This is a genomic window from Gammaproteobacteria bacterium, assembly GCA_041395725.1.
Taxonomy (GTDB): Bacteria; Pseudomonadota; Gammaproteobacteria; order Pseudomonadales; family Pseudohongiellaceae; genus NORP240.
The window spans coordinates 151,037-173,111 of record JAWKZW010000001.1; the positions used below are offsets into that span (position 1 = coordinate 151,037).

The following is a 22,075-nucleotide window of genomic DNA, read 5'->3' on the forward strand; positions in this document are numbered from 1 at the left end:
GAAGTTCATGAGCTCCTGGCGTTGCACGGAATTATGAACAGCTTCATAAACTGCCACGGCGAAGAGCAGGAAATCACCTATTCCAATCGGCTTGCCGTCCTGGCGATGATGGGCGTCAGACTGACTCCGAACAGTGATGTGAGTGCCTTGCTGAAGGACAGCCGGGAGCGGATACAGGGCCATTGGCTGCCGGCGGCCACGGTGGTGGCATGCGACCGACCGCTACAACTGCAGCTGACCCTGTCGGAGCGTGATCTGCAGGCCGGTTTCAATTGGCACCTGCAGACAGAAGCAGACGTTACCCATGCCGGCAGTTTCGACCCGCTGACCCTGGCCGAAGTGAACCCGCCTGATCCAGCGACCGGCAGGGGTAGTGTCAGGCAGCTGGCCTTACCGCCGCTTCCGGCCGGCTATCACCGATTGACGCTTGCAGCCCGTGAGCAGAACCGGGCAGTCCTGCTCATTGCCGCACCGGCCCAAGGTTACCAGCCCTTCTGGTGCGAGTCTGATCGACGTCTGGCGGGTCTGTCGGTACATCTCTACGAACTCAAGTCGGCCCGCAACTGGGGAATGGGCGATTTTACCGACCTGCGTGACTTTGTCCGCCAGGCAGCCGAATCCGGACTGGATTTCGTCGTACTCAATCCGCTGCATATTCTTGACGACCTGGCCCCTGACAACTGCAGCCCCTACAGCCCGCTGGATCGCCGCTTCCTGAACCCGCTCTACATCGACGTGGAACGGGAAGAGGATTTCCGGGACAGCGAGTCAATCCGGGACTATGTGTCCAGACCGGCGTTTCAAGCCCGCCTCGACGAACTGCGTGACCTGGAGCTGGTTGACTACGATGCCGTCAGTCACCTCAAGCACAGGGTCCTGTCGAAAATGTTCAAGCATTTCCGGGCTCACCACCTGGAAACGGTCAGTGCCAGGGGCGAGGCATTTCGCGCGTGGCTGCAACAGAAAGGCAAGGCCCTGAAAAATTTCGGTAAATTTCAGGCCCACCGCCACAGGCTGTCAGTGCATATGTCCCGGCACGCGGAATTTCATTACTACCTGCAGTGGCTGGCCGAGTCCCAGTTGCAAGCCTGTCAGGACCTGGCAGGTGAGAAAGGCATGGCCGTGGGCCTGATCCGGGATCTGGCGGTGGGTAGCGACCGCAACGGGGCCGAGGTGGCCCTCAACCCGGAGCTGTTCTGCGCCACCGCCAGTGTCGGCGCACCACCTGACCCGCTGGCGCCCCAGGGACAGAACTGGGGGCTGCCCCCTATGAATCCGCTGGCACTCAGGCAATCCGGCTACGCCCATTTCATCGAGCTGGCCAAAGATAACATGGCACATTGCGGCGCCCTGCGCATCGACCACATCATGAGCCTGATGCGACTGTGGTGGTGCCCTGGCCAGGACCACACAGGCAAAGGCGCTTATGTCAGCTATCCGGCTGACGACCTGTTCGCGATTCTGAAGCTGGAAAGCCACCGCCAGCGCTGCGTTATCATTGGCGAGGATCTGGGCACTGTGCCCCCCGGGATCAGGCATCTGATGGGGGAGGCAGGGATGCTGTCAAACCTGCTGTTCTATTTTGAAAAGCACGACCCGGTGCATTTCCGGCACCCTCGGGACTGGAACCCGAACGCCCTGGCGATGGTGGCCAACCATGACGTCCCTACCCTGGCAGCCTGGTGGTCGAAAAGCGATCTGGCCCTGCGGCATGAAATCGGACTGTTTGACAACCCTGAACAATTGACCGGGGCAATCGGCGCTCGGGAGTCTGACCTGATCCAGATTTTGCATTGGCTTAATGAGTTACACTTGCTACCCGAGAACTGGGCGGACTTTAATATCCACAGAATTTTTGACAACACTCTGTGCCAGGCAATTCTACAGGCCTGCGCCGGCAGCGCATCCAGGCTGGTATCCCTGCAACCCGAGGATCTGTGCCTGGTTGAAAAGCCCATTAATATTCCCGGCACCAGCGACCAGTATCCAAACTGGCGACGGAAATTATCAACTCCTGTCGAGGAACTGTTTGCGGACCCCGGACGCCGGCAGCTCCTGGAAGCCTTTGTCGGAGCGAGAGCCAGCACATGAGCAGTTACCAGCAGACCATCGACAACGCGGTCATAGAATCCGTCGTGTCAGGAAATTTCAATGACCCGTTTGCGGTCCTGGGAATTCACCATGTCGCGGATTTCTCCGGACGGGTAATCCGCACCTTCCTGCCCGGTGCCGAAGCCGTTGAAGTGCTCGGCTCGGACAGCGAGACTCATCTGGGAGAACTGCAACGGCTGCATAGCCACGGCTTCTTCGAGGGCATTGTCCCTTACCCGGATCTGACCAAATACCGGTTGCGGGTCCATTACCCGTTGAGCAGTATCGACATCGACGACCCTTACCGATTCGCCTCATCCCTCAGTGCGGACGACCTGTACCTGTTCCATCAGGGATCCCATGAGAACGCCTACCGTATGCTCGGTGCCAACCGTCTTTCCCAGGAGGGCGTACTTGGCGTGCGCTTCACCGTGTGGGCGCCCAATGCCCGCCGCGTAGCGGTGGTTGGAGATTTCAATAACTGGGATGAACGAACCCATCCCATGCGGGTGCATTTTGACAGTGGCATCTGGGAGTTGTTCCTGCCCGGTGCGCAGCCTGGTGACCACTACAAATACGCCATTCGTGCTGCCGACGGCCGACCGCTGCCACTCAAGGCTGACCCCTTTGCCAGGCAGATGGAATTACGACCGGGCACCGCGTCACGAATCCCCCTGGAGGAAAAGTTCACCTGGCGGGACCTGTCCTGGATGCAACACAGGGGAAGCCGGCAACAGGTTGATTCACCGGTTTCCATATACGAGGTTCATGCCGGCTCCTGGCGCCGTGGTGGAGATGGCGGTCAGTTTCTGAATTACCGGGAACTGGCGGATGCCCTGATCCCCTATGTCACGGAGCTGGGATTCACCCACCTGCAACTGATGCCGATCAATGAGCACCCGTTTGATGGTTCCTGGGGGTACCAGCCGCTGGGTATGTTCGCGCCCAGCTGCCGCTACGGCTCGCCCAATGATTTCCGCTATCTGGTAGACCTTGCCCATCGCAATAATATCGGCGTCCTGCTGGACTGGGTGCCGGGTCACTTTCCTACCGATGAGCATGGCCTGGGAGAGTTTGACGGAACCCACCTCTACGAGCACAGCGATCCCCGCCAGGGCTTCCATCCGGACTGGAAGACTTACATTTTCAATTACGACCGGCCGGAGGTATGCAGCTATCTGATCAGCAACGCCATGTACTGGCTGGAGGAATTCCATATCGACGGCCTGCGCTTCGATGCGGTGGCGTCCATGCTGTACCTGGATTACAGCCGTGAAGACGGCGAGTGGCTGCCCAACCACCTTGGCGGGAGGGAAAACCTTGGCGCCATCGAACTGCTGAGGCAGATCAACACACGCACTTATCAGCGCTTTCCGGACATTATGATGGTGGCCGAAGAGTCCACCGCCTGGCCAGGTGTCACACGCTTCGCTGACAGCGGCGGCCTGGGGTTCGGCTTCAAATGGAACCTGGGCTGGATGAACGACACCCTCACTTACATGAGTCGTGACCCCATTCACCGGCAGTATCACCAGAACGAAATGACTTTCGGTCTGCTGTACGGCTTCAGCGAAAACTTTATTCTGCCTGTCAGTCACGACGAGGTGGTACACGGCAAGCGCTCCCTGCTGGAAAAAATGCCCGGCGACGACTGGCAGAAATTTGCCAATCTGCGCGCTTATCTGGCCTTCATGTGGTCGCACCCTGGTAAACAACTGCTGTTCATGGGCTGCGAAATAGCCCAGCGCCAGGAATGGAATCATGACCGGAGTCTGGACTGGCATCTGCTTGCCCAGCAAGAACACGAGGGTATACAACGATTGGTTAAAGACCTGAACGCACTCTACATGCACAACCCTGCATTCTGGAGCCGAGACAATGACCTGGAGAGTTTCGAATGGATTACCGCCGGAGAACATACCGGCGCAATTTTTATCTTCATCCGCAAAGGCCGGACCGCGGCCGACCAGGTTATCGTGGCCTGCAATCTGACGCCGACGCTGTACCAGAATTTTCGTTTCGGGGTACCCGGACCAGGAACTTACCAGGAATGCCTCAACACCAACAGCGGGCATTATGGTGGCACCGACCATGGCAACCTGGGCAGTGTCGAGGCGGAAAACATCAGCAGCCATGGCAGGCCCTGCTCTGTGAGTGTGACCCTGCCGCCCCTGGCCGCCGTCTTTCTCAAAAAGCAGGTTACACGATAAATGCAGAATCTGAGACTCGAGACCGGACTGCCTTACCCCCTCGGGGCCACCTGCCAGGATGGCGGCGTAAACTTTGCCCTGTTTTCCGCCCATGCGGAGCGGGTCGAACTCTGTCTGTTCGCCGCAGATGGCAGTACAGAACTGGGGCGCCTGGAGCTGCCAGCCGTCAGCAACCAGGTCTGGCACGGCTATCTGCCCGGCGCAGGGCCGGGTACGCTATACGGTTACCGTGTTTACGGGCCCTACCAGCCTCACCTTGGACATCGCTTTAATCCCAATAAGCTGCTGCTTGACCCCTATGCCAGACAGCTGCACGGCGAACTGGTCTGGTCCGACCTGCACTATGGCTATGACCCCGAAAGTCCGGAGTCTGATCTCAGCATGGACAAGCGCGACAACGCCGCCACTATGCCAAAGTGTGTGGTCGTGGAGGATCATTCCCGTCCGCCACCGGTAAGCAATCGAATTCAGAAGGCTGACACTATCATCTATGAAACGCACCTGAAAGGATTCACACGCCTGCATCCTGACATTCCTGTCAGTGAACGGGGCAAGTTTGCCGGGATGGCCCATCCGCGGGTGCTGGACTATCTGAAAAGCCTGGGCGTCACCAGCATCGAACTGCTGCCGGTACAGAGCTTCATCAGCGAACCCTTTCTCCACGAACGCGGGCTTACCAACTACTGGGGCTATAACACAATGGCCTACTTCACCCCGCACCAGCACTACCAGAGCAGCAACAATATCCTGGAATTCCGTACCATGGTGGATGCGATTCACGATGCCGGCATGGAAGTCATCCTGGATATCGTTTTCAATCATACCGCCGAAGGCAACCGTCTGGGCCCAACGTTGTCTTTCAAGGGTATCGATAATTTCTCCTACTACCGGCTGCAACCGGAGGACCGGCGTTATTACATCAACGATACCGGTTGTGGCAATACCATCAACGTCCTGCATCCGCGGGTGATCCAGCTGATCATGGACTGCCTGCGCTACTGGGTGGAAACCATGCAGGTGGATGGATTCCGCTTTGACCTGGCGCCGGTACTGGGACGGGAACAGCAGGGTTTCGACCGGGGCAGCGGCTTCTTCGACGCCATTCTCCAGGATCCGGTGCTGGCCGGCAGCAAGTTCATCGCCGAGCCATGGGACATAGGGCCTGGCGGCTACCAGCTGGGGCAGTTTCCGGCCGGCTGGAGCGAATGGAATGATCGGTACAGAGACACTGTCAAGCGATTCTGGCGTGGCGATTCCGGAGTGATGCCGGATCTGGCGCGGCGCATTCACGGCTCCAGCGACATCTTCGAACATTCCGGCCGCAGGCCCAGCGCCAGTATCAATTTTGTGACCAGTCACGACGGCTTCACACTGGCGGATCTGGTCAGCTACCGGGATCGCCACAACGAACTGAACCTGGAGAACAATCAGGACGGGCACAACGAAAACTACAGCGACAATTTCGGCGTTGAAGGGGCCACCGACGACGCCTCCATCAACGTTTTACGCTGGCGTCAGCAACGCAATCTGCTCGCCACACTGCTGTTTTCCCAGGGCACACCGATGCTTGCAGCGGGGGACGAACTGGGGCGCAGCCAGCAGGGCAACAACAACGCCTACTGCCAGGACAACGAGCTCAACTGGATAAACTGGGATGGCATTGACAGCCGCGGGCACCGGCAACGGCAGTTTGTCAGCCACCTGATCGCCTTGCGGAATCGGTTCCGTATTTTTTCCCTGGATCAGTACATTCATTTTAGCGAAGAACGCAAAGAACCCGTGGTGGAATGGTACGGTAAGAACGGCGAACCGATGCAGCCCAGCCACTGGTCGGATAATCAGGCCCGCACCCTGGGTCACCTGCTCAACTGGTACAATCCGGAGGCTGACAGCGTAGAAAGGCTGTTTATTATCTTTCATGCCGGCCGCGACGCCGTCAGTTTCAAACTGCCACAACTGGAAGATTTCCGCCAATGGGAGATACTTTTCGATACGGCACTGGAATCCGGCATTCCCGACCCGGGCAACTGTATGGTTGAGCGTCAGCTCAGACTTTTCTCCTGTTCGACAGTCATGTTATTGGCTCGTCGGGACAGCCAATCCTCTAATCTCGATACCTCCACGATGTCAATTTATGAGTAAAGAACACACTGAAGACCTGGATTTGAACAGTCACAACCGCTGGCTGAAAATGAGCAAAGAGGGTTTTACCAGCGATCTGGAACGCCACTTCCGTTATACCCTGGGCCGGGATCAGGCCGATCACAGCCATCTCTATCTGTATACCGCGGCAGCTCTGACGGTGCGCGACCGCCTGGTGGAACGCTGGCGCGACACGCGCAACCGCTACCACCATGAGAAGCCGAAGCGGGTGGCTTATCTGTCATTGGAATTTCTGATGGGCAGAGCACTCAACAACGCGGTAATGAACATGGACATGGACGAGCAACTGCGCGAAGCACTCCAGGAGTTCGGGGTCTCTCTGGAAAAACTGGCCGATGAAGAACGGGATGCCGGCCTTGGCAATGGCGGCCTCGGGCGGCTGGCAGCCTGCTTCCTGGACAGCTGCGCCTCCCTGGGCCTGCCGGTCACCGGCTATGGCATTCTTTATGACTACGGCATGTTTCGCCAGCGCATCCGCCACGGGTATCAGGTGGAACAGCCTGACCAGTGGCTGCAGAACGGCAACCCCTGGCTGCTCGAGGCTCCCCAGGATACCCGCGTGGTCAAATTTTTTGGTCATACCACCGTGGATATCGACACCCAGGGCAAGCGGCATGTCCGCTGGGTGGACACCCACGACGTGCTTGCCATACCGTTTGACATGCCGATACCGGGATTCCAGAACGATGTGGTAAACACTCTGCGGCTATGGAAATCGGCCGCCACGGAAGAATTCAACCTGGACGAGTTCAACGCTGGAAGCTACACCGAAGCGGTGGCGGCAAAGAACGCCGCTGAGCAGATCTCCATGGTGCTGTACCCCAACGATGCCAGCGAAAACGGCAAGGTTCTGCGCCTGCGCCAGCAATACTTCCTGACCTCCGCCAGCCTGCAGGATGTTCTGTCCCGCTGGGTCACCCGTAACGGTTTCGATTTCGAGAACTTTGCGGAGAAGAACTGTTTCCAGTTGAACGATACCCACCCGGCGATCGCCATTGCGGAACTGATGCGCCTGCTCGTTGACGACTACGCGCTGGCCTGGAACAGGTCATGGGAAATTACCACCAGCAGCATGGCCTATACTAACCACACCCTGCTGCCCGAAGCACTGGAGGTGTGGTCACTGGACCTGTTCCAGGAGATGCTACCGCGATTGCTGGAGATTATTCACGAAGTCAATGCCCGGTTTCTGCACGATGTAGCCAATCGCTGGCCCGGCGACAGTGAGCGGCTGAGGGCCATGTCTATCATCGACGACCAGACTCGCACAGTTCGCATGGCTCACCTTGCCATAGTCGGCAGCTTCTCCGTCAATGGGGTCGCTTCGCTGCATACGGAACTGCTCAAGAAAGGCCTGTTCAGAAATTTTTACGAATTGTGGCCGGAGAAGTTCAATAACAAAACCAACGGCGTGACCCCTCGACGCTGGCTGGCGTTCTGCAATCCGGGACTGGCCGGGCTGATCGAGGAAGCGATCGACGGCAGCTGGCGCAACGATCTCAGCGAACTGCAGAAACTCAGAGACTTCGCTGAAGATTCTGAATTTCAATCCCGCTGGCTGGCAGTCAAACAGGCAAACAAGCAGGCGCTGGCCAGACTGGTAAAGAGCCGCTGTGGTGTGAGTTTCGACCCGGACATGCTGTTCGACGTGCAGGTAAAGCGTATTCATGAATACAAGCGCCAGTTGCTGAATATCCTCCATGTCATCTACCTGTATGATCAGATTCTGAAGGGCGACACCAGAGGGATGGTACCGCGCTGTGTGCTGCTCGGGGGTAAAGCGGCACCCGGCTACGAAATGGCCAAGCTGATCATCAAACTGGCTAACAATGTCGCCAGTGTGATTAACGACGATCCCAGAGCAGCGCCCCTGTTACGGATGGCTTTTCTGCCTGATTACAATGTCACCGCCATGGAGGTTATCTGCGCCGGAACCGATCTGTCTGAACAGATCTCCACCGCCGGTAAGGAGGCATCGGGGACCGGGAACATGAAGTTTATGATGAATGGCGCGCTCACAATCGGCACGCTCGATGGAGCCAATATTGAAATTCGCGAAGCCGTGGGCAAAGAAAACTTTTTCCTGTTCGGCCTTAACGCCGAAGAAGTGGAGGCCCTGCGCAGTGATTACCAGCCTAATGGAATCATCGCGGCCGATGAAGACCTTTCCACCGTCATGGCAATGCTGGAGACCGGCTTTTTCGACCAGGGGGAAAACGGTATTTTCGACTCTATCTGCCACGGGATCCGCAACCCCCATGACCCGTGGATGACAGCCGCAGATTTCCGCACCTACGTGGACAGCCAGCGGGAAGTTGGTCAGCTGTTCAACAACCGGGCGGAATGGGCTCGTAAAAGCATTCTCAACACGGCCAGCAGCGGTTATTTTTCCAGTGACCGGACCATCCGGGAATATGCCACAGAGATCTGGAAACTGGACACTGGCGTCGCCTGACTCTGACGACCGTGACGCGGAATTTGATAGAGTAGGGAAAGGGAGCGATAGAGGGGGTATTGAGGTAGCATAATTACCCCAACGCGGCACAAAAAGCCGCGGTTCCCTCCTCACAATTTGCTATGCTTGGAAAGTCTGAACCCAATCATTACATGCAGCACGAGACACTGGACCGAAAGATCTTCATACCAACAGCAGAGAACAGGTAACGCTACTATGTACGCTTCAGCTCCGCGCTTTGTCAGCAAGCTCACACGGGATACCTATGCACTGATTCTGGCTGGCGGAAGAGGGTCGCGCCTGCACGAACTGACCAACTGGCGAGCCAAGCCTGCGCTGTATTTTGGCGGAAAGTTCCGCATCATCGATTTTCCTCTCTCCAACTGTATTAATTCAGGTGTGCGCCGAATCGGCGTGGTTACCCAGTACAAGTCCCACTCGCTGGTCAAACACCTGGTGCGCGGCTGGGGGCATTTCAAAAAGGAGCTGGGTGAAGGCGTAGAGATATTGCCGGCATCGCAGCGTTATTCCGAAAACTGGTATCTGGGCACCGCCGATGCGGTCTATCAGAACCTGGACATCATCCGCGATGAAATTCCGGAATTTATCCTGATCCTTTCCGGTGATCACGTGTACCGGCAGGACTATGGCGACATGCTTGCCTATCACGCGGAAATGAATGCGGACATGACGGTTTCCTGTATGGTTGTGCCGATCGACGAGGCTGCCAACTCCTACGGTGTCATGACTGTTGACAGCAACAACCGCATCGTCGATTTCAACGAGAAACCCGCCACGCCAGCTGAACTGCCGGGCAAGCCCGGCTACTGCCTGGCGAGCATGGGCAACTACGTGTTCAATGCGGATTTCCTCTTTGACCAGCTGCGTCGGGATTCCAGTGATCAGTCTTCGGAGCACGATTTCGGTAAGAACATCATTCCGGGCATCATCAAGGATCACCGGGTTTATGCCTACGAATTCGTCGATCCCGATGCCGATATTCTGCCCTACTGGCGCGACGTGGGAACGCTGGATGCCTACTGGAAAGCCAACATGGAGCTGGTAGCGCCGACACCCCCCCTCAACCTGTATGACCGCCGCTGGCCGATCTGGACTTTCCAGGAACAGTTGCCGCCCGCCAAGTTTGTGTTTGACGATGATGAGCGCCGGGGCCAGGCACTGGACTCCATGGTGGCCGGGGGGGTGATCATTTCCGGCGCGACGGTCCGCCACTCGGTGATTTTTTCCAGTGTACGGGTCAATTCCTTTGCCACCGTCGAGCACTCGGTAATCCTGCCCGAGGTCAAAGTGGGCCGCAACGCGAAGTTAAGGAAAGTCATCGTCGATCGTGCCTGCGAGATCCCGGAGGGCGCGGTCATCGGTTTTGATGCCGACGAAGACCGCCACCGCGGCTACCGGGTGACTGACCAGGGTGTCACGCTGGTGACGGCTAAGGCCCTGGGCCAGGAAGTCATCTAGGTGCGCAGACGCCGGTATCCACTATGCACATAGGCCTTGTGGCAGCAGAGAATGACGCCCTGCCGGGTGGCAAGGTGGGCGGACTGGGGGACGTTATCCGCGACCTGCCCATTGGATTGGCCAAAGCGGGTCACGAAGTTTCCGTTATTACACCCGGTTACGGGATCTTCGCCACAGGCGGGGAGGCCCGGGAACTGGCCCGGCTGCAGGTCTGGTTCTGCGGTGTCCCGGAAAACCTGACCGTGTTTGAGGTCAAGGCACCAAGATCCGTGCCGGGTGTCCGGCACATTGTCCTGGAACACCCGCTGTTCTCTGCGGCGGGCGCGGGGCGCATCTATGTCGACGACAATGCCGGCCCTTTTGCCACCGATGCGCACAAGTTTGCCCTGTTCTGCGCAGCGGTGGCCGAATTGCTGGTCCAGGATCTGCTCCCGCCGTTGCAGGTGCTGCACTGTCATGACTGGCATGCCGCCCCTCTGCTGCTGCTGCGGGCTTTCGATCCCCGCTATATCAAGCTGCACAATCTACCCGCCGTCTTCACTATTCATAACCTGTCCCTGCAGGGAGTCAGACCGCTGCGCGGTGTACACTCGGCCCTGGAAAGCTGGTTTCCCACCCTGCCCTATCAGCCGGCCGGGATTGTCGATCCGTCCCATCGCGACTGCATCAACCTGATGCGCACGGGGATTAATCTGGCGGATCGGGTACACACCGTGTCCCCCACCTATGCCAGAGAAATCCTGCGACCCAGCGACTGGAGCGAGGGGATTGTCGGCGGCGAGGGGCTGGAGCTGGATCTGCAGCGGGCCCAGGCCGAGGGCCGACTGTTGGGCATTCTAAATGGCTGCGACTACGAGTCAGTGCCTGAACCACCCACGGCAACGGCCACTTTCCGCCTGATCGAGGAAAATCTGGATCGCTGGGTCGACAGGGGCCTGGGAAATCAGACCGCCCACTACTACGCCCTGAAGAGACTGCATGGAATGACCCGGGCCGGGGACATTGCCCGGCCCTGCCTGGTGTCAATCGGCCGACTGACCGCGCAAAAATTATACCTGCTGATACAGAATCTGTACCACCGACCGCTAATGGACCTGCTGCTGGAACAGCTCGATAAAGGCACGTTCATCATGCTGGGCAGTGGCGATCCGGACTATGCCCGGTTTTTCACCCGCGTCATGCAGGCACATCAGAACTTCCTGTACCTGGATGGCTACTCTGAACCCCTGTCAGCCGCCCTGTACGGATTTGGCGACCTGTTTGTCATGCCCAGCATTTACGAACCCTGTGGAATCAGCCAGATGCTGGCCATGCGCGCCGGCGTTCCCTGCCTGGTTCACCAGGTAGGCGGACTCAACGACACCGTCATCAACGGCAAAAATGGCTTCAGTTTCGGTGGCGACAATCTGGCAGACAAACAACAGAACCTGCTGGACACACTGCAGCAGACGCTGTCCCTGTATCGGGATAAGCCCCGGAAGTGGCAGAAGATCGCCAGGGCGGCAAAGCAGTCACGCTTCACCTGGGATACTTCCATAGATCAGTATCTGGAACACCTGTACCGTGCAGATCGGCCAAAATCCAGACGATCTGCCGCTAAAAAGCTCACCTGAGACACCCCTGGCTGCTTATTGCAGCGAACAGCCGGAGTCTGTTCGGGTGCTGTCATGGCCTGGGTCTGGCTTACCAGCCTGACGGCCCCATGAAGGAATACTTCGTTTCGACACGCGGCAGCACCAGGGCAGACGTTCACCGATCGAAACATGCCCGGCTGAGTCTTTCCACCTGCCCCCAATCGCCGGCCGTCAGCAGATCGGCCCCGACCATCCATGAGCCTCCCACACAGACCACGTTGGGCAGGGCGAGATACTCTCTGAAATTGTCCGCCCCGATGCCTCCGGTCGGACAGAATTTCACCTCGGCGAACGGTGCAGCCAGGGATTTCAGTAACGGTATGCCCCCTGCTGCCTGGGCCGGGAACAGCTTGAAAAAATCCCGCCCTGCTTCGAGGCCCGCCAGCACTTCTGACGCCGTGGCGACGCCAGGCAGCAGGGGAACATCCAGTTCAAAAGCGCAGTCCGACAGGCGACGGGTAAGACCAGGACTCACGGCGAAAGCCACATCCAGGTTTTTGAGTTCGCGCAGATCGTTCGTCGTCTTCACCGTACCGGCACCTACCAGGAAATCGTCGAGCCGCTCCTGGACCGCACGGATCACATCCAGGGCCGCCGGTGTGCGCAGGGTGATTTCCACCCCGTGAATGCCCCCCGCCTGCAGGGCCTGGCACACGGCCACACCCGCTTCAACACTGTCGGCTGTGAGTACCGGTATCACAGTCAGCCTGCCTAACAGTTCTCGCAGCGATTCAGACGAAGGCATGCTCATGACTGTCTCTCCTTATTGGTCAAAGTTGAATACCGAGGCGCCGTCGCTACCTACGCCCACCTGGTCCCTGAAACAGGCAAACAGCGAGCGACCCAGCGTATCCCCACCCCGTGGATCAAACACGGCGGCCTCGCGACTCTCGAATTCCGCCGCATCGACCAGTACATTGAGTTCGCCTGCCTCGCCGTTCAGTTCAATGACGTCGCCGTCGCGCAGCCTGGCGATAGGTCCCGCGGCCAGGGCTTCCGGGGCCAGGTGAATAGCCGCCGGCACCTTGCCGGATGCCCCGGACATGCGCCCGTCAGTAATCAAGGCTACCCGGCAGCCTCGATCCTGCAGGACGCCAAGGTAAGGGGTCAGCTGATGTAGTTCGGGCATACCGTTCGCCCGGGGACCCTGGAAGCGTACGACGACCACGCAATCTCCCCGCAACTCATCGTTCTGGAACGCCTGTTTCATGCTTTGTTGATCGTGAAAAACCCGACAGGGTGCCTTGATATGACGGTGTTCGGGCAGCACAGCAGACAGCTTGATAACACTCTCACCCAGATTACCCTGCAGCAGCCGCAACCCGCCCTCCGCACTGAAAGGCGCGGCAGCGGGACGCAGCACGGCTTCGTTGGCACTGGATTCAACCTTCTCCTGCCAGGACAGCCGGTTCGGGCCCTGCAGCTTCGGCGCCCTGGTATAGGAAGAGAGCCCTGGCCCCATTAAAGTAACAACCTGATCGTTCAGCAGTCCGGCCTCAAGCAGTTCACGAATCAGGAATGCTGTCCCGCCGGCCTGCTGAAAACTGTTGATGTCTTCCACACCATTGGGATAGACCCTCACCAGAAGAGGCACACTACGGGATAAACGGTCAAGATCCTGCCAGCGCAGCTGGATACCGGCCGCCCGCGCAATTGCAACCAGATGCAGGGTATGGTTGGTGGAACCGCCAGTGGCCAGCAGTGCCACACAGGCATTGATAATCGAAGCTTCAGACACGACAGCACAAAGGCTGGCCGTGCCCGGGTTGTTGGCCGCCTCAATCACCCTGTCTACAGTCGCACGGGTCATGAGTGGGCGCATGGGATCGGCCGGATTAATGAACGAACAGCCTGGCAACTGCACCCCCATCACCTCCATCAGCATCTGGTTGGTGTTGGCGGTGCCGTAGAAGGTACAGGTACCGGGGCTGTGGTAAGACGCAGACTCGGCATCCAGCAGCTCTTCGCGACTGGCCTGCCCGGTCGCGAACTGCTCCCGCACCCGGGCTTTTTCCTTGTTGGAAATCCCTGAAGGCATCGGACCGGCCGGTATAAATCCCACCGGCAGATGACCGAACTGTAAGGCGCCGATCAGCAACCCGGGCACGATCTTGTCGCAGACTCCAAGACACAGAATACCGTCAAACAGGTTGTGGCTGAGACTGATGGCCGTCGCCATGGCGATGGTGTCCCTGCTGAACAGGCTCATCTCCATCCCCACCTGGCCCTGGGTGACGCCGTCGCACATGGCCGGCACACCGCCTGCCACCTGGGCAGTGGAGCCCCTTTCATTGGCGTATTGCTTGATCAGGCGCGGATATTCCTCGAGGGGCTGGTGGGCCGAGAGCATGTCGTTGTAGGCGGTGACTATGCCCAGGTTGGCGCTTTGCATCAGGCGGATAGCCTGCTTGTCACTCTCATTACAGGCGGCATAGCCGTGCGCCAGGTTGCCACAGGACAGCTTGCGACGCGGGGGATCCTGATCCCCGGTACGCTTCAACCGATCCAGGTAGGCTAAGCGGCTGGCGCGGCTGCGTTCCACCAGTTCCCCGGTGAGACGCTCTAGCTCGGGATGTAACTGTGTCATAAAGTGACTCCGTTTTCGGCGTAGTAAATTTGCACCGCCCCAGGGGACTGTTGCAGCACTGTACCAATGGGCAATTGCCGTTGACCCGGGACCTTTGTATCAGCGGGGACGCCGGTCGCCGTGGCCTGATCCAGTACCGCCTTTTTCCCGGGCCCGGCAATATGCAGGTACAGACGCCGGGCAGCCAGGATTACCGGCAGGGTCAGGGTGATCCTCGGATGGGGAGCCGTTGTCGGCTCCACGGCACTGCAAAGTCGGGCAGTAGCCGGGTCAAGCGCCTGGTCCACGCCACGGGCAGCAGGAAAGAAAGAGGCGGTGTGGCCATCCAGCCCCATGCCCAGCACCACCACATCCAGCGGCAGCGGCAGACTGCCCAGCGCCCGCTCGACCTGGTCCACGGCGGAAAAGGGGTCGGCCTGGGGGGTCTTCAGGCCCAGAAAGCGGGCTCGAACGGCAGGCCCCTTCAGCAAACAGGACTTGACCAGGCTGGCATTGGAATCCGGGTGGTCCTCATCAACCCAGCGCTCGTCGACCAGCGTAACGGTCACCTTCTGCCACTCGATCACGGCAGCGGACAGGCGATCGAACAGCAGCAGCGGCGTCCTGCCACCCGAGACTGCCAGGCTGGCCTGACCACGACTGTCGATGGCCGCCTGCAGGTGGCGGGAGATATCCGCCGCCAGTTCCTCGACGAGCAGGCTGTCACTGGTAAAGCTGTGTATCTGCCAGCTCATGACAGGCTACCCTTCATCCCAGTTGCGATCATCGCGGGCAATCAGCGCAATGCCGTCGGACGGACCCCAGCTCCCGGCCGTGTAACCCAGGGGCCGCTTGTTGACCTTGCGCCAGCCGGCGATGATGCCGTCCACCCAGGCCCAGGCCGCCTCCAGTTCGTCGGAGCGCATGAAGTGGGTGGAATTGGCCCGCATCACATCCAGTAACAACCGTTCATAGGCACCGGGCGCGCGCCGATCAGGAAAGCTCCGGGACAGGGACAGATCCAGCGCCACCTGTTCCAGCTCCATGGGGTCGTCCAGACCCGGCACCTTGTTGCGGACCATCAGCCTGATGCCTTCGTCCGGCTGCAGGCGAATAACCAGCCGGTTGGCTTCCTCCCGTTCGATCTCCTCATCAAAGATGGCATGGGGCACCTCTTTGAACTGGATGACAATTTCGGAATAGCGCTTGACCAGACGCTTACCGGTGCGCAGATAAAACGGTACCCCGGACCAGCGCCAGTTGCTGATCTGGGCCTTGATCGCAACAAATGTTTCGGTGCTTGAATCCGGCCGGGCGCCTTCCTCTTCCAGATAGCCGGGAACCGGGTTTCCGTTGACAGCACCGCGCTGGTACTGACCCCGAACTGTGTTTTCCCGCACCTCGTTGCTGGTCATAGGCTTCAGCGCCCGCAGCACTTTCAGCTTCTCATCGTGCACCGATTGCGGATCGTTGCGCGCCGGAGGCTCCATGGCCACCAGGCAAAGCAGCTGCAACAGGTGGTTCTGCACCATATCCCGCATGGCACCTGCCTCGTCATAGAACTGCCAGCGCCCCTCGATGCCGACAGTCTCAGCCACCGTAATCTGGACATGGTCCACGTAGTTGTTGTTCCACAGCGGTTCGAACAGAGCATTGGCAAACCGCATCGCCAGCAGATTCTGCACCGTCTCCTTGCCCAGGTAGTGATCGATACGGTACACCTGCTCTTCCTTGAACAGTGCTGAAAGACTGGCGTTGATTGCCCGGAAGGATTCCAGGTCTTCGCCCAGAGGCTTTTCCACCACAATACGCGTAGCCGGGCGCACCAGGCCAACCGCCCACAGGGACTTGCAGACCGGTGCAAAAATGGTCGGCGGGGTTGCCAGATAAACAATCAGATCACGGCCGCTGTCACTGAAATACTTTTCCCGCAGGGGTAACAGGCTGGACTCGGAAGTGGCGTCAACCTGGGCAAACTGCAGGCGCGCGGAAAATCGCTTCCACAACTGCTCATCGATGGCTTCCTCGTGAAAACTTTCGAAGCGCTCCCGCACCCTGGCCCGAAAGGACTGCTGATCACCCTGCGACCGGGAAATACCAACAATCTTAAGACAGGGAGGCAGGCATCCCGCGACATCCAGCTGATAGAGGGATGGATACAGTTTGCGGAACGCCAGATCACCGTCACCGCCGATTATCAATAAATCACATAGCATAGTTGAGTGCCACACGTTGGGCTGAAGCCATCGAGAATCGTAGCCGACAGATCAAGCGGAAGTTTGTTAGCCAATGGCTGATTGCCAAGGCACGCCAGTTGCAAACTTCTTGCAACTTTCCGGTAAGTTTCTTGCAAGTTTCCGGCCAGTCTGAAGACCCAGCCTGAAACCAAAGGAACCCATGTACTCTGATCCCTTTCTCTGGCGTATAGTACCATCAGTTCCTGCCCACAATAATAAACCGCCCTGGAGGCCGCCGATGGCACTGGAAAACCTGAAACTGACCCGCCGCCAGTATCTTACTGCTACTACCCTGACCGCCCTGTCATCAATGAATAAACTGTTTGCCCAGCCGGGTAACCCCATGCGCGGTGCCCTGATGATACTCAGCACACCCTACACGGCTGTTGGGCAAGTCGATTACGAGAGTCTGGCCCACCAGGTCGCTTTTCTGGATACCTGCGGAGTCCAGGGGCTGGTGTGGCCACAGAACTCCAGTGAGCAACGCTACCTTTCCACGGCAGAAAGAATGCGCGGCTTCGAAGTACTGACGGAGGCCAACCGCGGCCGGAACATGGTGCTGGTGCTGGGCGTGCAGGCTGACGATACCGCTGGCATGCTGGAATACGCCCGCTTTGCCGAGGCGCTGGCGCCCGATGGGATGATCGCCATACCCCCTACCGATGCGACCACACTCGACGACATCTACCGGTATTACCAGCTTCTTTGCGAGGTCACCTCGCGGCCGGTGTTCGTACAGACCAGTGGCGGCCCGGACCTGGAACTGAGCGTGGACTTCCTGGTCCGCCTGGCCACGGACTTCCCCAACTGTGCCTATATTAAAGAAGAATACGGTAACGTCCAGCAGCGCATTATCGAGGAAGTAAAGCACCGACCCAATCCTATCAAGAGCGTCATCACCGCCTCATTCGGTCGCAGCTGGCTCTACGAAATGCGTCTTGGCGTGGATGGCGTGATGACCGGGGGCGCCATGTACGGCGACATCTACGCCCGCCTCTGGGAGCTACAGCAATCGGGCCAGCAGGAACAATTGCGGGACTGTTTCAGCAGACTGCTGCTGATGCTGAATCTGGACAGTACCATCCCGGGGGTCAGACTCTATGTGCTGCAGCGCCGAGGTATTTTCAAAACCACCCTGTCCCGGCGAGGTGAGTATCGCTTCGCCCCGCACCAGGTGGAGGAGATAGAGTACCGGCTGGCAAGCCTGCAACCCTATCTGAAGATCCCTATCCCCGGTTGATCCGGGCCGTACCCACGGCGCTTCTCCGTAACTGTGCCTTCAGAATTGGCGGGTCAGAACTGTCGGGGAGGGCGCGATAAACCCTGCGCTTCACGGTGCAGGGTGTTGATCAGGGAATCAATCCAGTCCCGCTCCGCCTGCTGCAACCGGTCTGTCGAGGCCTTGATGCGTTCCAGGCGCGCCACGGACTGGTTCACCTGCGTAAGGTAGCGCCCCAGGGCAAAATTGACGGAAAAGGCCGGCGCTTCATCCATCTCGTAAAGAGCCAGTTGCACCTGCCGACAGCGACGCGCCGGGCCGGGCAGATCAGGGTCGGCGTCAAAGCATTCCGTTTCGGTAATATAACGGCCGGACCCGAGGGCGCTGCGCGCCGCATGGGAACGAAGCAGCGCTCTGGCAATGCTGATGTCCGTGCGGGCCTTGCCCAGCACCAGGCTGACCAGCCTTTCGGTGTGGGCGCTGTCCGCGTGCTCCGCCTTGTCGATCACTTCGGTGTAGAACGCACTGAGCTGTTGCGCTGTATCGAAGGCGCCGCGATACCCGCCCGACACATGGTTTCCTTCGATGGCCTGCCATTTCCAGCTGGCATAAAACTCGGCTGCAATCAGGTAACGGATGTCATCAGGTGGATAGATCCGACTGGCGACCAGGAACCCCAGCTGATGAAGGTCATGGACTTCTTCCCAGTGCTCCAGCTCGATCAGCGACTCAATCAGTGAGTTGAGGTAACTGAGCTGTGTCTCACTGTACAGGCCGGCATTGACCCGGCTCGTGTGCCAGGCCTGACGAAAAAGTTGCGCGGCCTGCTGGTAGTTTCCATTATCGAAATGCAGCTTGCCGTATTCGCTGTAAGCCTCGGGCAGACCTTCGCCGTAAATGCCGCGCTCATGGAGCAGCCTGTCGATCGTGGCTTCCCGTTCCCGTTGACGAATGCCAAAGGTTTCCGCCTCTGCCACAGCGGGCAGTGCCGCTTCGACATCAGCCTTATCCTTCGTCAGGAGGCCTGGGTCCAGCAACAGGTCCGTGCGTAATTGGGTGATTGCCAGGGCGGACTCGGACAGCATGGCCCCTGAAGGTTGGCGCGCAGAAGCCTGCAGCCACAGAACGTTACCCAGTATAAGCGCCGTTACAACAAGCCATGATTTCATAAACAGACTCTCCAGCTCGACCAGTCTAGTCTCGCAACATACTGAATTCGCCTCATCAGATATAGCAAATAGATTCGAAGTGACAGTTCGGCAATACCTGACAAAGGAAGGGACAGACCACGTTTAATCTGACTCTTTTGGGGGTCTGCCAGGTCTTCCGGGCTGCGTTCGCTGACCAAGTGCGTTTCCGATCTGTCTTTGAAACCGATTGTTACCAAGCACGAAATTTCCCTTCGTGGCTGACCGAATGGCTTTGATGTCTTTTTCATTCATCCCATTCTCGACAAGAGCACAGTAAGCTGCGAGCCTGTTTTCTTGAGAGGCGGCAAGGCTCAGGTACAGTCTATGTGGTGTGATACAAGAGTCAGGCTGGCCATGCGCATTGAACTTGTAACTTGACCACAGGTAATCCTGTGGTTGCGATACCATTCCTGCTCTAACGGGATTCAATTCAATGTACCGGTAACAAGTCAGCACATAACGTTCTTCCTGCGTAATGCACGACTTGAACCGCCCTTCCCAAAGAGTCCCGGAACGGCGATAGCTCTTGTTAATGTACTGCACGAAACGTTGGCCCAGATTCTTCATCATGAGCGAAGCTGACTCTTTCTTGACAGGAGTCACCAGCAGGTGCACATGGTTTGTCATCAGACAATAGGCATGCGCATGACAACCGAATTTCATTGCTTGCAGCTCTAACTGCGCAAGATAGAATCGGTAATCTTCTTCATGATAAAAACAAGCGCTGCGCTTGTTCCCGCGCTGAATGATATGCCAGGGAATCCCGGCAATGGCAAGACGAGCTCTCCTGGGCATTCCATGCCCCCTGAAAAGTAAGCACTCCGCATTACGAAGGCTGAAAGTGGACTATAGCCCCCAATAACGTATAGCTTTTTCAGAAAACCGTGGCCTGTCCCCCCTGTCTAAATTCCGAGCTTCTCCCTTAGCTTGCGCATCTGTTCCTTGCGCTGGGCCGAGGTCAGCTTTTTTCCGTGCCGATCACTCAGGGCGGGCGGTGGAGTGATGGCGAATTCTTCACCCGCCATGACCCGCTGACAGATCTGCTGGTAGTTGTACTGAAAGATCGGCAGGGCGACAGACTCCGGCTCACTGGCCAGGATAAACCAGTCACTGGCTTTGCCGGCATAATAAACGGCGGGATGGCTCCAGTTACAAGCGTCTTTCGGTGAAGGGGCTTTACAGGCTTCCAGATAGGCGGCCCGAGGTGCCGGCAGCCCGAACAGTTCAAGGCCGGTCTCGCAGGCTTTGACCACGGCTGCCACCGTCGGCAGGTACTCCGACGTTTTTACCAGCTTGCGCGCGGCGCGGGTGATCTGCCGGGGGGAGAATTCAGCCAGGCAGCTCAGCCAGTATTCTTTGCCGAGGTTAACACTGGCCTGATCAGGGTAGGCCTTGTGAAACTGATTATGGTAGGCAAACGCGAATTCTGAAAACACCTGGTTGATGGCGTCGACCCGGCCCGGCTCGAAGACTCCGTCAGACTCCGGCGCGTGCCCGACCCCGGGGCCTGCATAGGTTACCGGCCGCTGCTCACCAGTGGCGGGCGTTTTCTGCCCAGCTGCGGTCGGTGAGCTGACGGAGCTTTTCTTCAACGCTGTGCTGGCCTTCTCTAGCAGGGATCTGGTGGTTTCCATGGGCGGATTCTACCTCGAGCGGCGCATTAAGTCGCCTTGCCCAGTCCTGTTTAATGAACTGCAGGAAAACAGTGTTCCACGATGCCCGCGCCTGCTGACTGTCACGCCAGTACAGCACGAATTCAGGCAGCTTGGTGCGGGCATAGTCGAGATCGATTTCCGCCAGCTGCAGAATTTCGAAACAGGCCGGGCTGGGCTGCCAGTCCAATGGGATCGGCCGTGGCGTATCGTCATGACCGAAGGACGCGTTGTACTTGTCCCACTGGCGGCGGATATGCTCGATGAATTTGCTGTTCCAGGTGCTGATTCGAATGCCACGCTCGCGCCAGTACAGCACGAATTCAGGGATTGCGTCCTCGATAAAATCCTCCGGAATGCCGGCGTGCACCAGAATTTCCAGGGCGTCCTGACTGGGCTCCCAGTCGCGATGCATGGTGCTGGCCAGTTCGTGAGCGCCCTGCCTGGACTGCTCCTCCCGCCAGCTGCGCAACACGTGTTTGAAGAACTTGTTACCCCAGGAGAATTGCGCCTGCCCCCGCTCCCGCCAGTAGCTGACAAATTCCGGTACCAGACCGAGACTGAACTGATCGGGGATGTTGTGCTGACGGCATTGGATCAGCCACTCCTCACCCGGCATCCAGTCCAGAGGGATCGGGCTCCCGCCGGCGCCACGCCGAAAGATCTGCGCCGGGTCCACCGGACGCTGCGGTGGCTCTGTCGCCTGTGCCACAACGGGGTGAGGCGCAGTATCCACAGTCGGTGCCGACGCTACCGGCTCTGTTTCTGGCTCTGCCTTTTCATACAGTGCATACAGGAATCTGTCACTGGACCCCGCCTCCGCTTTGCGCAGGATCATGCCCAGGTTGCGCAGGCTCGCTTCAATACGCTTGATTTCACCGATGGGCCAGAATGGCAACGCGGTTTCCAGGTCGCCATCGGTGATTGCCACCCAGTGATAGTGATCCTGCAGGCGGGTCGGGCGATGGGCGGCAAAATCCATCAACACCTGCAGAAAAATTGCTTCCTCCAGTCCTATGGTGGCGGCCAGAGTCGGCGAAAAGACCAGCGGCCGTTCAGGAACCAGCTTGGAAGCCATGGGTAAATCTCGAGTTTTAAATCTGGACCTAGGTCCACTGTCTGCTCGTTGCAAGTGAACCGTGCTTTTCAATGCGGGCGTATAGCCAGGGAGTGTGTGGC

The 22,075-nt window shown here is 58.3% G+C and carries 15 protein-coding genes; 7 read left to right on the forward strand and 8 right to left on the reverse strand.

Annotated features, from left to right (window positions below; translation table 11 throughout):
• The first annotated feature begins 33 nt into the window (after positions 1 to 33).
• From malQ to R3F50_00700, 6 genes are all read left to right on the forward strand, one after another.
• Positions 34 to 2,091 carry a 4-alpha-glucanotransferase gene (gene malQ, locus R3F50_00675; GenBank protein MEZ5488819.1) on the forward strand — a complete coding sequence of 686 codons (2,058 nt, stop codon included), beginning with the start codon at positions 34 to 36 and terminating at the stop codon, positions 2,089 to 2,091.
• Positions 2,088 to 4,301: a 1,4-alpha-glucan branching protein GlgB gene (gene glgB / locus R3F50_00680; GenBank protein ID MEZ5488820.1), complete on the forward strand. Its 2,214-nt coding sequence runs from the start codon at positions 2,088 to 2,090 to the stop codon at positions 4,299 to 4,301. Before malQ ends, glgB begins: the two co-directional genes overlap by 4 nt.
• The gene (glgX, locus tag R3F50_00685) at positions 4,302 to 6,443 is read left to right on the forward strand and encodes a glycogen debranching protein GlgX (protein MEZ5488821.1); all 2,142 of its coding nucleotides are present in this window, start codon (positions 4,302 to 4,304) and stop codon (positions 6,441 to 6,443) included. It abuts the gene before it with no gap.
• Between the two features lie 49 nt (positions 6,444 to 6,492).
• Entirely contained in the window at positions 6,493 to 8,919 is a 2,427-nt protein-coding gene (locus tag R3F50_00690; protein MEZ5488822.1) for a glycogen/starch/alpha-glucan phosphorylase, read from the forward strand.
• 216 nt (positions 8,920 to 9,135) lie between these two features.
• A complete protein-coding gene (gene glgC, locus R3F50_00695; protein MEZ5488823.1) occupies positions 9,136 to 10,398 on the forward strand; it encodes a glucose-1-phosphate adenylyltransferase in 1,263 nt (420 codons plus the stop codon).
• A gap of 23 nt (positions 10,399 to 10,421) precedes the next feature.
• Positions 10,422 to 12,011: a glycogen/starch synthase gene (locus R3F50_00700; protein MEZ5488824.1), complete on the forward strand. Its 1,590-nt coding sequence runs from the start codon at positions 10,422 to 10,424 to the stop codon at positions 12,009 to 12,011.
• Between the two features lie 136 nt (positions 12,012 to 12,147).
• Here R3F50_00700 and eda read toward each other — a convergent pair whose 3' ends face one another.
• The 4 genes from eda to zwf are packed head-to-tail and all read right to left on the reverse strand — an operon-like array spanning position 12,148 to position 16,814.
• On the reverse strand, positions 12,148 to 12,783 hold the full coding sequence (eda, locus tag R3F50_00705; protein MEZ5488825.1) for a bifunctional 4-hydroxy-2-oxoglutarate aldolase/2-dehydro-3-deoxy-phosphogluconate aldolase: 636 nt from the start codon (positions 12,781 to 12,783) through the stop codon (positions 12,148 to 12,150).
• Positions 12,784 to 12,795: 12 nt separating this feature from the next.
• Complete coding sequence (edd, locus tag R3F50_00710) at positions 12,796 to 14,619, reverse strand: phosphogluconate dehydratase (protein MEZ5488826.1); 1,824 nt, start codon at positions 14,617 to 14,619, stop codon at positions 12,796 to 12,798.
• Positions 14,616 to 15,353: a 6-phosphogluconolactonase gene (gene pgl / locus R3F50_00715; protein MEZ5488827.1), complete on the reverse strand. Its 738-nt coding sequence runs from the start codon at positions 15,351 to 15,353 to the stop codon at positions 14,616 to 14,618. Before pgl ends, edd begins: the two co-directional genes overlap by 4 nt.
• A gap of 6 nt (positions 15,354 to 15,359) precedes the next feature.
• Positions 15,360 to 16,814 carry a glucose-6-phosphate dehydrogenase gene (zwf, locus tag R3F50_00720; GenBank protein MEZ5488828.1) on the reverse strand — a complete coding sequence of 485 codons (1,455 nt, stop codon included), beginning with the start codon at positions 16,812 to 16,814 and terminating at the stop codon, positions 15,360 to 15,362.
• Positions 16,815 to 17,073: 259 nt separating this feature from the next.
• Between zwf and R3F50_00725 the strand changes: the two genes are divergently transcribed.
• Positions 17,074 to 18,075, forward strand: coding sequence for a dihydrodipicolinate synthase family protein (locus R3F50_00725; protein MEZ5488829.1), 1,002 nt, complete (start codon positions 17,074 to 17,076; stop codon positions 18,073 to 18,075).
• 53 nt (positions 18,076 to 18,128) lie between these two features.
• On the opposite strand, the gene R3F50_00730 is transcribed toward R3F50_00725, so the two are convergent.
• The 4 genes from R3F50_00730 to R3F50_00745 all read right to left on the reverse strand — a co-directional run bounded on the left by R3F50_00730 (position 18,129) and on the right by R3F50_00745 (position 21,974).
• The gene (locus R3F50_00730; GenBank protein ID MEZ5488830.1) at positions 18,129 to 19,223 is read right to left on the reverse strand and encodes a hypothetical protein; all 1,095 of its coding nucleotides are present in this window, start codon (positions 19,221 to 19,223) and stop codon (positions 18,129 to 18,131) included.
• A gap of 123 nt (positions 19,224 to 19,346) precedes the next feature.
• Positions 19,347 to 20,039 (reverse strand): transposase, encoded by a 693-nt coding sequence (locus R3F50_00735; GenBank protein ID MEZ5488831.1) that lies wholly within the window; start codon positions 20,037 to 20,039, stop codon positions 19,347 to 19,349.
• Between the two features lie 107 nt (positions 20,040 to 20,146).
• On the reverse strand, positions 20,147 to 20,836 hold the full coding sequence (locus R3F50_00740; GenBank protein MEZ5488832.1) for a replication protein P: 690 nt from the start codon (positions 20,834 to 20,836) through the stop codon (positions 20,147 to 20,149).
• Positions 20,775 to 21,974, reverse strand: a complete 1,200-nt coding sequence (locus R3F50_00745) for a DnaT-like ssDNA-binding domain-containing protein (protein MEZ5488833.1) — start codon at positions 21,972 to 21,974, stop codon at positions 20,775 to 20,777. Before R3F50_00745 ends, R3F50_00740 begins: the two co-directional genes overlap by 62 nt.
• Positions 21,975 to 22,075: the final 101 nt, after the last annotated feature.